Annotated in this window: 10 protein-coding genes; 6 read left to right on the top strand and 4 right to left on the bottom strand. The window is 45.6% G+C overall.

Annotated features, from left to right (window positions below; genetic code table 11):
- The 3 genes from RDS42_RS07895 to RDS42_RS07885 form a co-directional block, all read right to left on the bottom strand.
- The coding region (locus tag RDS42_RS07895; protein ID WP_308783168.1) for a DUF5071 domain-containing protein at positions 1-463 on the bottom strand (463 nt) is incomplete at its 3' end.
- Between the two features lie 16 nt (positions 464-479).
- The gene (locus RDS42_RS07890; RefSeq protein WP_308783167.1) at positions 480-1,298 is read right to left on the bottom strand and encodes an RHS repeat-associated core domain-containing protein; all 819 of its coding nucleotides are present in this window, start codon (positions 1,296-1,298) and stop codon (positions 480-482) included.
- A complete protein-coding gene (locus RDS42_RS07885; RefSeq protein WP_308783166.1) occupies positions 1,295-1,648 on the bottom strand; it encodes a hypothetical protein in 354 nt (117 codons plus the stop codon). Before RDS42_RS07885 ends, RDS42_RS07890 begins: the two co-directional genes overlap by 4 nt.
- Before the next feature lie 182 nt (positions 1,649-1,830).
- Between RDS42_RS07885 and RDS42_RS07880 the strand changes: the two genes are divergently transcribed.
- The 6 genes from RDS42_RS07880 (at position 1,831) to RDS42_RS07855 (ending at position 9,366) form a co-directional block, all read left to right on the top strand.
- Complete coding sequence (locus RDS42_RS07880; protein ID WP_177296074.1) at positions 1,831-2,136, top strand: metal-sensing transcriptional repressor; 306 nt, start codon at positions 1,831-1,833, stop codon at positions 2,134-2,136.
- A gap of 29 nt (positions 2,137-2,165) precedes the next feature.
- Positions 2,166-4,727, top strand: coding sequence for a heavy metal translocating P-type ATPase (locus RDS42_RS07875; protein ID WP_308783165.1), 2,562 nt, complete (start codon positions 2,166-2,168; stop codon positions 4,725-4,727).
- Positions 4,728-4,729: 2 nt separating this feature from the next.
- Positions 4,730-6,022: a chloride channel protein gene (locus RDS42_RS07870; RefSeq protein WP_308783164.1), complete on the top strand. Its 1,293-nt coding sequence runs from the start codon at positions 4,730-4,732 to the stop codon at positions 6,020-6,022.
- A gap of 177 nt (positions 6,023-6,199) precedes the next feature.
- Positions 6,200-7,099, top strand: coding sequence for a hypothetical protein (locus tag RDS42_RS07865; protein ID WP_308783163.1), 900 nt, complete (start codon positions 6,200-6,202; stop codon positions 7,097-7,099).
- A gap of 155 nt (positions 7,100-7,254) precedes the next feature.
- Positions 7,255-7,644, top strand: a complete 390-nt coding sequence (locus RDS42_RS07860; protein ID WP_308783162.1) for a BlaI/MecI/CopY family transcriptional regulator — start codon at positions 7,255-7,257, stop codon at positions 7,642-7,644.
- Positions 7,645-7,650: 6 nt separating this feature from the next.
- Positions 7,651-9,366 carry a M56 family metallopeptidase gene (locus RDS42_RS07855; RefSeq protein WP_308783161.1) on the top strand — a complete coding sequence of 572 codons (1,716 nt, stop codon included), beginning with the start codon at positions 7,651-7,653 and terminating at the stop codon, positions 9,364-9,366.
- Positions 9,367-9,443: 77 nt separating this feature from the next.
- Here RDS42_RS07855 and pyk read toward each other — a convergent pair whose 3' ends face one another.
- Positions 9,444-10,874 carry a pyruvate kinase gene (gene pyk, locus RDS42_RS07850; protein ID WP_308783160.1) on the bottom strand — a complete coding sequence of 477 codons (1,431 nt, stop codon included), beginning with the start codon at positions 10,872-10,874 and terminating at the stop codon, positions 9,444-9,446.
- Between the last annotated feature and the right edge of the window lie 38 nt (positions 10,875-10,912).

Raw genomic sequence — 10,912 nt, 5'->3', positions numbered from 1 at the left:
ATTTTAATTCCCCCCAATATTCTTCATAGTATCTTCTCATTATTTTCTGATATTTTTTTTCTTCAAAAAGTGCATCATAGAACTTTTTATTTTTCAGAAGATATGACATCCTTCCCAACCATTCAGTGTCTTTTAACAGAAGCGCCTGCTTTACTTTATAAATAAAAGCATGCACCAATAACTGAGGATCCATTTTTTCCAGTCTCTCCATGATCAAAAATGCTCCCGGCCAATTAAGATCCTGCAGCCACTCCAGCATCTCATATGTGTAATTATTTATTTCCTTATCTGTTTTTTCACAGATTACTTTTGCACAATTTTCCCATGACCATTTATATTCTACAGGCTGCATAAATACAGATAAGGATTTTATCTTTCTCGCCTCTCTAAGGGCAACTTCCTGAACCTTTATCGGTTGTTCCTCATCCAACATTTCATATAAAGTATCAATATCTACTATCATATCAATATCCTCCATCTCATTTTACAACTACACTTTTTACTGCCTGAGTCCAAATAGAATTTGAACCCATTTTTGTCCAAGTTTCTACAGTTGCTCCTCTTGGAAGAACTGTCACATGAGTTGGACCATCTTGCTCAGCAAATACCACTCCTGTTGCGTTCAACTTGTTTATGGTTGTAACTGCTGCTTCACGTCCAGGTCGTGGGGAAATTGTTGAAAACGAAAGCCCTGTGTCCCAATCCTTGTTTTTTGGAGTTAAATTACCTGGATTTGTTCCACCATATCTATAAATTGGAATATCTTTCCTCTGATTCTTAGACCGCAATATAGCGCCTGCGTCTATCTTTACTTCTTCTTTTTCTTTTGAAGCAAAAAAATCAATTGATCCTACGAAATCTATAGCTTTATGTGCCACAAATCCTGCAACAAATCCCGCAACTGCTGATGCTGCTTTTTTAGCTACTGCTACTACTGCTTTTTTTATCACGCCAGCTACTAATTTACCCAGCCAACTTCCTATTGAAATCACCGAACAGCCACTGTAATCTGCAAGATTTACTGCATTATTTTCGCAGTATGCATACATATTTTTCCCAAGACTTCCACTGTTCACCTGTCCATCCGCACAGATAAACCTTCTAATCTCCGGATCATAGTACCTGTTCTTCAAGTAATACATTCCCGTCTCTTTGTCGTAATAGTAGCCTCTGTAGCGGAAGGGATTCAGCTGACCTATGGTGTCTTTCCTGCTTCCGGTGATGCTCAGGACTTTTCCCCAACTGTCATAAGTATAGTTTACTACGGTATCTCCGGTCTCATCAACAAGGGCGATCACGTCATTCTGAAGATTCCTGTTTCTGCGCGCTTACCGGCAGACAGCCTTCCAGCCCCCCAGGAAAGAACCATATTTTCCTTATTCAGAGATACCGTATGTACTTCCTGTGCCGCAGGATCCAGACATATTTCCAGAGACCCCTTACGATTACGGAAGCCATTGTTTCCGTCTTTCAGACTTCTGTCTCCGACGCCTACTTCCTCCAGAGTATCGTCCATCTCCTTCCATGCTCCGTCCAGATCCTGGTAGTGGACCGGCTCCAGATAGATCTCTACTGTTCTGGAATGATCCTGATTTTCAAACACCTTGCGGTTCGCCGTACGCATTCTTTTATCTTCTGTACGTTTCATATTTCTGTTTTTCCATAACAAAACTGACAGATTCCTTTCAGATATGGAGCATTCCTATTCAGATCTGACGGCTTCTCTATTTTGTTAAAAAACAGCCTTGACAATATACCCCCATATGGTATATATTATCCACATAACCAATACCCCTGCGGGGTATATTCCAATAAAAGGAGGCAACTCATATGTCAGACCAGACCACATGCTGCTGCACCAGATCCACCCACCGTTCTCCGGAAGAGAAGAAAAAGCTTATCAACCGGATGAAGCGTATTGAAGGACAGGTGCGGGGAATCATAAAAATGGTAGAAAACGATACCTACTGCAACGATATCCTGATCCAGTCCGCTGCCGTAAACGCAGCCATAAATGCTTTTAACAGAGAGCTGCTTTCCGCACATATCCATACCTGCGTAGCCCGGGATATCCGTGAGGGAAAGGACGAGACCGTTGACGAGCTGATGACAACTCTGCAGAAGCTGATGAAATAAAAATCCGAAAAGGAAAAGGAGGAATCTGAATGGAACAATATAATGTAACCGGAATGAGCTGTGCAGCCTGCAGCTCCCGGGTAGAAAAAGCAGTCTCTCATGTGCCGGGAGTCACTTCCTGCTCCGTAAGCCTCCTCACCAACTCCATGGGTGTGGAAGGAACTGCTTCTGAGGCAGATATCATCGCTGCAGTGGAGGAAGCAGGCTACGGCGCTTCTGTAAAAGGCTCTGCCGGTCAGAAGGTATCCCCTTCCGAAGCTGCGGAAGCCCTGGCCGACCACGAAACACCTGTGCTTAAGAAACGTCTGATCGCATCTGTTGGCTTTCTGCTGGTACTGATGTACTTTTCCATGGGACATATGATGTGGGGATGGCCGATTCCCGCCTGGTTTGAGGATAATCACATTGCCATGGGGCTTCTCCAGCTGCTTCTGGCAGGTATTGTCATGGTCATCAACCAGAAGTTTTTTATCAGCGGCTTTAAGAGCCTCTGGCACAAAGCCCCCAACATGGATACCCTGGTAGCCCTTGGCTCCATGGCGTCCTTTGTATGGAGCGTGTATGTGCTGTTTGCCATGACAAGGGCTCAGGTGGACGGCAACATGGACGCTGTCATGGATTATATGATGGACTTTTATTTTGAGTCCGCCGCCATGATCCTGACTCTTATTACTGTAGGAAAAATGCTGGAAGCCCGTTCCAAGGGAAAAACCACCGACGCCCTGAAAAGTCTCATGAAGCTGGCGCCGAAAACAGCCGTGGTGATCCGCAGCGGGCAGGAAACCACGGTTCCCATTGAACAGGTAAGAAAAGGAGATATCTTCGTTGTCCGCCCCGGAGAAAACATCCCGGTAGACGGGATTGTTCTGGAAGGCTCCAGCGCGGTAAATGAATCCGCTCTTACAGGAGAAAGCATCCCCGTTGACAAGGCTGCCGGAGATATGGTTTCCGCAGCTACAGTAAACCAGTCCGGCTTCATCCGCTGTGAAGCCACTCATGTAGGCGAAGATACCACCCTTTCCCAGATCATTAAAATGGTCAGCGACGCAGCCGCTACCAAGGCTCCCATCGCAAAGATCGCCGACAAAGTTTCCGGAATCTTTGTTCCGGCTGTAATCGCCATCGCCGTGATCACCACCCTTGTATGGCTGCTTGCCGGACAGACCTTCGGCTATGCCCTTGCAAGAGGAATCTCTGTTCTGGTAATCAGCTGTCCCTGCGCCCTTGGACTTGCCACCCCGGTAGCCATCATGGTTGGCAACGGAATGGGCGCCAAGCATGGGATCCTGTTTAAAACCGCCGTTTCTCTGGAAGAAACAGGCAGAGTTCAGATCGTTGCCCTTGATAAAACAGGCACCATCACCAGCGGTCAGCCGGAAGTGACCGATATCCTTCCAGCTGAAGGATTTACCGAAAAAGAGCTTCTCACCCTTGCTCTTTCCCTTGAGAAAAAAAGCGAGCATCCTCTTGCCAGAGCTGTTCTGAAAAAAGCAGAAGCCCTGTCTCTTACTGCCGCTGATGCAGAAGATTTCCAGGCGCTTCCGGGCAATGGGCTTTCCGGGAAAGTAAACGGAGAAACACTTACCGGAGGAAATATGAAATTTATCAGCAGCCGCGTAACGGTTCCCGCCTCTCTTCGCAAAAAAGCCGAGGACCTGGCAGAGCAGGGCAAAACGCCCCTTCTCTTTGCCAGAGAAAACCAGCTGGCAGGTATCATTGCTGTTGCGGATGTGATTAAGGAAGACAGTCCCCGGGCAGTAAAGGAGCTCCAGAATATGGGCATCCGGGTTGTGATGCTTACCGGTGATAATGAGAAAACCGCCAACGCCATCGGCAGACAGGCAGGCGTGGATCAGGTGATCGCCGGAGTTCTTCCGGACGGAAAGGAAAGTGTGATCCGCTCCCTTAAAGAAAAAGGCAAGGTTGCCATGGTCGGAGACGGGATCAATGATGCGCCGGCTCTTACCAGAGCAGATATCGGCATTGCCATCGGCGCCGGAACAGACATTGCCATAGACGCGGCAGATGTAGTTCTGATGAAAAGCCGGCTCAGCGATGTTCCTGCCGCCATTCGTTTAAGCCGGGCTACCCTGCGCAATATCCACGAAAATCTTTTCTGGGCATTTTTCTACAACATCATCGGCATCCCCCTTGCCGCAGGTGTGTGGATCCCCATTTTCGGCTGGACGCTGAACCCTATGTTCGGGGCTGCGGCAATGAGCCTTTCCAGCTTCTGCGTGGTAACAAATGCCCTGCGGCTGAATCTTTTTAAGATCCATGATGCCTCAAAAGACAAAAAAATCAAACAAATGGTTTCCATTGACACAGAAAACCCTTATAATGAAAATAAGAATGAAAAGGAGAATAAGACTATGGTAAAGATCACTGTAAATGTAGAAGGTATGATGTGCCCGCACTGTGAGGCTCATGTAAACGAAGCTGTCAAAGCTGCTTTTCAGGCAGAGGATGTGGTTTCCTCCCACGAAAAAAAGACGACTGTCTTTACAGCGCCGGAGCGTGTGGACGAGGATAAGATCCGCGAAGTTATCAAAAACGCAGGATATGAAGTAACCGGAATTACACAGGAGTAATCATGGATACACAACAAAACATACACGATAGAAAAGGACTGGAACGGGTCCTTTTCTATTGGAACCAGATATGGAAGTACACAGCGCATCTTCTTAAGTGGCTGGCGCTGGCTGTTGTCACCGGGCTGGTGGTAGGCGCGGTAAGCAGTATTTTTGCTCATGCACTGAAAGCAGTCACCGGGTTCCGCATGGAAAATCTCCAGGTCTTTCTTCTGCTTCCCATTGCAGGCTTATGCATTGTATTCCTTTATCAGAAATTCGGAAAAGACGACGGCGGCACCAATCAGGTTCTTTCTGCCATCCGTTCCCAGGATAATATCCGTCTCCGTTCTGCCCCTATGATTTTTGTCTCCACACTTCTGACTCACCTGACAGGAGGCTCTGCAGGACGTGAGGGAGCCGCCATTCAGCTTGGAGGCAGTATCGGAAATCAGCTTGGTTCCTGGTTTCATCTGGACGAAGAGGATCAGCATGTGATTATTATGTGCGGCATGAGCGCCGCTTTTTCTGCTGTTTTCGGAACTCCCATGGCTGCCGCCGTTTTTTCTCTGGAGGTCGTCAGCGTAGGGATCATGTACTATGCCGCCCTGCTTCCCTGTGTGATCTCCTCTCTGGTTGCAGCTAAATTTGCCGCCGGCATCGGCATACACCCGGAAAGCTTCCATGTATACGGCATCCCGGAGCTGACTGCTTTTACCGGATTAAAAATGCTTCTTGTGGCTGTGGGCTGCGGACTTGTCAGTATTCTGTTTTGTGTAACCCTGAAAGGCATAGGAGATTTTTATAAGCGTTTTCTGAAAAATCCTTATTTCAGGATCCTTGCCGCCTCTGCCGCTCTGATCCTGATCACCGTTCTTCTTCAGACAAAGGATTTTATGGGCGCGGGAAATGAACTGATCCAGTTAGCTGTAGAAGAAGGACAGGCCCGTCCTTCGGATTTCCTCTGGAAGCTGCTTCTTACAGCCATTACCATGAAAGCAGGCTTCCGGGGCGGCGAGATCGTTCCCTCCTTCTGTATCGGCGCTACCTTCGGCTGTGTCATGGGGCAGCTTGTGGGACTTTCCCCGTCTCTCTGTGCCGCTTCCGGAATGGCCGCCCTGTTCTGCGGTGTAACTAACTGCCCCATTACCTCTATCCTTATTGCCTTTGAGCTGTTTGGATTTGAGGGCGTATCTTTTTATCTTATTGCCGTGGTTGTCAGCTATGCCGTATCCGGCTATTATGGTCTGTACAAAGATCAGACCATCGTATACTCCAAATATAAGGCGAAATATATCAATCGCCAGACAAAGTAAATTGCGGTATTGCTGTGTCTTCGGATATTTTAGCTGCGTTTCTCATGGCATTGGTCAATGTTTAGTCAACCATTATTTCTACAAATGTAGAAATAATGGTTGACTTTTTTCTTCTACAGATGTAGAATAAAATCAACTTCTACAGATGTAGAAAATAAAATTCAGGGAGAATCCACTATGAAGAAAAGAACAACAAAGTTTATGACACTTATGACTGCAGCAACACTTGGGATTTTTTCAGCAGGAACTGTTATGGCAGCTGGAAATAATGATTTTTATACGCAGCCGCCGACTGGTTCTGCCTGGGAGAATGCAGATACGGATGGTACTTATGCCAGCTATACCAATGGAAGTGATTATGTAAATATTTATAAATATTCGCTGGAGGATGTCAAAACAGGAATTGCCAAATGCAACGACACTTATGAGGCCTGCTATCAGACTGTTTATTCAGAAGGAGACAGCCTGTATATGGCAGTAGGATATGCAAAAGACGCAGCTGATATAGGTGATGTGAGGAAATTTATAGAATATATCTCCTATCCTGGAAACCCGTCTTTTACCAGACAGGCAGAGGAAAATGCAGCCGGAGATTCTGATAAAGCAGAAACTGATACTTCCGTTCAGCAATCCGGAGAAGATTCAAATTCTTCCGATACAGAAGAAAATAATTCTTCAAATTCCGAAGATAACAGTGATGATTTGGCTATTATTTCTACTGCGCCTATGGTATTAGCTGACAGTAACGGAAATACAATTACAGTCAAATATATTCTTTACGAAGACAACTCTTATGAATATCGTGGTGATGATGGAATGACATATACCGATAACGGGGATGAAACCTATACAGACGAAAACGGAAATACGTATTCAGCTCTGAATGATGATACACATCATATGGGATATCCGCTGGAACAGCACCATCTTCAGGATGTGGAGGGCAATACTGTAACGGTTACCCAGACTACAAATGGCGATTACTATTTCGCCGATGAAAACGGCACCGGATTTACCAACAATGGAGACGGGACATGGTACGATGAAAACGGCAGCAGTTATACGGAGATAGACTGACAGCGGTCAGCAGCTGAAACAAAGGGCTTCTGTAAAATATGCAGAAGTCCTTGTTATTTCCGTAAATCATGGTAAAATAAAATTATCAGAAAATTATTCCTAGTACAACGAATACTGGATTTATAGAGAATATGTAACAGGAGGGCTGAAAAAAGGTGAAAAAAACATATCAGAGACTACCCGAATCAGAACTGGATATTATGCTTGTTCTTTGGAATGGCACTCCTCCCATGACCAGACCGGAGATTGAAAAAGTGATCAACAGGAAGAAAAAACTTGCGTCCACAACAATCCTGTCATTACTGACCAGACTGGAAAGTAAAAATTTCGTGGAAGTAACGAAGCAAGGAAAAATGAATCTATATACACCACTGGTTTCGCAGTCGGATTATCAGACCCATGAAAGTCAGAGTCTTCTTGAAAAACTTTATGGAAATTCACTGAAAAAATTTGTAACAACACTATATCATGGAAAAAAGATCAGTTCAGAAGAAATCCAGGATCTCAGTAATTTTCTCAGGGAACTGGAGGACAAGGAGGAATAACTAATTATGGAAGTTTTTGTTCTGCATATTCTGAAACTGAATATTATTGCAGCAGTTGTAATCTTGCTGGTCAAAGTGTTTGCGGCTTTATCGAAAGGTAAAGTATCTGCCAGATGGAAATATTTTACCTGGCTGTTTGTAACAATCAGTCTTATGATTCCAGTGCAGCTGCCATCAACTCTGTCACTGGTAAATTTTAAAGTGCAGAGAAGCAGTCATTTGGAGGCGCAAGATCCGAAGACAGAGAATCATGCTGTCAGACCCAAGGAGAGTCAGCAGCTGGCAGAAGCTGTGCCGTCTGTGAGCAATAATATGAAAAGTCAGGCCGGGGTCTCAGCACCAAAAGGATATATCACCTATGAGTCAGGTAAATGGACAAGAATTGCAGCTGTAATTGTTACAGTAATCTGGCTGAGCGTGGCAGCGCTTAAACTGGCAGGCGAACTGCTGTCATATTATCTTTCCATGAGGAATCTGAAACGGATGAGTATTCAGGTCAGTGATCCGGTGAGTATTCAGATGTACAGAGAGGCGTGTCGGAGGAAGCATGTACGAAAAATGCCAGAACTAAGGCGAAATGCAGGTCTTACCACACCGCTTCTTGCAGGACTTTTTCATACAAAGCTGTATCTTCCGGCAACCGGATATTCAGCAGAGGAAAGGAAACTTGTTTTTTATCATGAACTTACCCATTATTGTCACCGGGATCTCTGGTATAAGATGCTTCTTCGAGTCTGCGCATCAATATACTGGTTCAATCCGTTCCTTCTTATTATGCTGAAAGAAGCGGATAAGGATATTGAGAATCTATGTGACACAGCAGTTGTGAACCGGGTAAATAAAAAAGATTACAGGCTTTACAGACAACTGCTTCTTCGGACAGTAGCCATGGAAAATCAGATTCCCTATGCGACGGCAAGCCTCAATGACAGTGGAATGGTGTTCAAGGACAGAATCCTGTATATGGTGAACCTGCGTAAGCTTCGCAGAGGAATCCTGCCGGGAATTCTTGTGACAGCGCTCCTTGCAGGCGGCAATCTGGTATTTAATGTTTCTGCCGGGACAACCGCAGTACCAGTGAATACAGAAAAAACTGCTCTGGAAAAGAATACAGATTCAGAAGAAAAGAACGCACCGGATTATGCGCCGTTTTCTCAACTGGTAAACATGCAAAAAACCACAGCGCCCCCGATTGAAAAGAACCCGTCAGAGAATACCGCAGCAGAAAATACAGAGACAGAAATAACTCCTGAATCCCTTATAGAAAATAGTGGACAGGTAAACGAAGCCACAGACTATGACAGTGACGGGTCTGTATCAGATTATGACACTCTTCCAGAAGGCGTGCCATACACCAGTGGATTCAGTAATGCTTCCGGTGTCGCATCAATTGTAGCGCCAGGCGAAGACGAATCCGAATCCAGAGTCCTTTACGATAACGGAGACGGAACTTATTCCGACGATTCCGGAACCAGATACAGTTATCAGGGAGATGGAAACTGGGCAGATGCCAATGGAAATTCCTACCATACCTGGGACGACGAAGATTACTATTTCGGAACCCAGCTGGGGCAGCATGAGCTCCAGGGCAGCAACGGCACCGTCGATATAAAAGAGACCACAAACGGGGATTATCATTATCGCGATGAAAATGGCGTAGGCTATACCGATAATGGAGATGGAACCTGGACAGATGAAAACGGAAATACCTATACGGAATAACATTTATCATATCCTAAAAGAAATAAAAGCCCTTTCAGACAGTCAATGCGCTGCCTTGAAAGGGCTTTTCTTATTTTTTAGTATTCTCCTACGACTGTTGCCTTGATCAGATTTGTATTTCCGGAACGTCCAAGAGGAACGCCTGCGGTAAGAACTACAACATCGCCTTTTTCCACATATCCGGCTCTCTCTGCCGCCTCTGTTGCATGAAGCAGAAGGATTTCCATGCTGTACTCCTCTTTAATATGAACCGGAGTGATACCCCAGGACATGTTCAGCTGTCTGCAGGTATGTTCCTCCGGAGAACAGCCTACGATCATGCAGCCCGGACGGTATTTGGAGATCATCCGCGCCGTATTTCCGGAACGGCTTACTGTAATGATCGCCTTTGCACCCAGATCAATGGCTGTCATACAGGTTGCATGAGAAATCGCGGTAGTCATATTAATAGCAGATTCATGTTCTCTGGAAAGAATACTGAATTCTTTATTGTATGCAATATCGCTTTCTGTGCGCAGAGCAATCTTCACCATGGTGCGAAGTGCTTCCACCGGATATTTACCTGCGGCAGTCTCACCGGAAAGCATAATAGCGCTGGTTCCCTGATAGATGGCATTGGCAACATCCGTTGTCTCTGCACGGGTAGGACGTGGGTTTTTCATCATGGAATCCAGCATCTGAGTTGCTGTGATTACCTGTTTTCCTGCATTATAAACCTTGTTGATGATCTCTTTCTGGATCACCGGAACGTCCTCCAGCGGAATCTCCACTCCCATGTCTCCGCGAGCGATCATAATGCCGTCGGCAACCTCAATAATGCTGTCGATATTGTCTACACCCTGCTGGTTTTCAATCTTTGCGATAATGTTCAGATCACGGCCGCCATTTTCGTCAAGAATCTTACGGATCTCCAGAACATCATCTGCAGTTCTGGTAAAGGAAGCCGCAATAAAATCAAATTCCTCCTGAATACCAAACAGGATATCCTCCCTGTCCTTCTGGCTGATAAAAGGCATATTTACGCTGACGCCCGGAAGGTTAATACCTTTTTTGTTGGAAACGATACCGCCGTTAATGACCACACAGTGGATATCGGAACCTTCGATCTCTTCTACTTCCAGACCAATCAGACCGTCGTCAATAAGGATACTGTCGCCTGGCTTCACATCCTTATAAAGCTCCTTATAAGTAATGGAAACTCTCTCTTCGTCTCCCTGAATCTCATCTGCTGTCAAAGTAAACTTCTGACCTTCTGTCAGAGTTATTTTTCCTTTGGCAAACTCCCGGATACGGATCTCCGGTCCTTTTGTATCGAGCAGCGCAGCAATGGGTCTGTTGATCTTTGTGCGGATAGCTTTCAGACGATCCAGACGGCCTTTCTGTTCCTCATGATCCCCATGAGAAAAATTGAATCTGGCAACGTCCATTCCCTCTATAGCAAGCTGTTCAAGTATTCCCTCTTTATCTGTTGACGGACCCATAGTACAAATGATTTTTGTTTTGCGCATATACAACTCTCCTCCTCAAATTTTACGAAATATATATC

The organism is uncultured Blautia sp., from assembly GCF_902497045.1.
Taxonomy (GTDB): Bacteria; Bacillota; Clostridia; order Lachnospirales; family Lachnospiraceae; genus Blautia_A.
Note: the sequence above shows the minus strand (reverse complement) of the source record. Positions and strands in the feature narration are given on the sequence as shown.

What these genes read in the sequence shown, in the direction of transcription:
- RDS42_RS07885 (WP_308783166.1), bottom strand. Translation starts at nt 1,648, where the DNA reads ATGAAACGTACAGAAGATAAAAGAATGCGTACGGCGAACCGCAAGGTG.
- RDS42_RS07880 (WP_177296074.1), top strand. Translation starts at nt 1,831, where the DNA reads ATGTCAGACCAGACCACATGCTGCTGCACCAGATCCACCCACCGTTCT.
- RDS42_RS07875 (WP_308783165.1), top strand. Translation starts at nt 2,166, where the DNA reads ATGGAACAATATAATGTAACCGGAATGAGCTGTGCAGCCTGCAGCTCC.
- RDS42_RS07870 (WP_308783164.1), top strand. Translation starts at nt 4,730, where the DNA reads ATGGATACACAACAAAACATACACGATAGAAAAGGACTGGAACGGGTC.
- RDS42_RS07865 (WP_308783163.1), top strand. Translation starts at nt 6,200, where the DNA reads ATGAAGAAAAGAACAACAAAGTTTATGACACTTATGACTGCAGCAACA.
- RDS42_RS07855 (WP_308783161.1), top strand. Translation starts at nt 7,651, where the DNA reads ATGGAAGTTTTTGTTCTGCATATTCTGAAACTGAATATTATTGCAGCA.
- pyk (WP_308783160.1), bottom strand. Translation starts at nt 10,874, where the DNA reads ATGCGCAAAACAAAAATCATTTGTACTATGGGTCCGTCAACAGATAAA.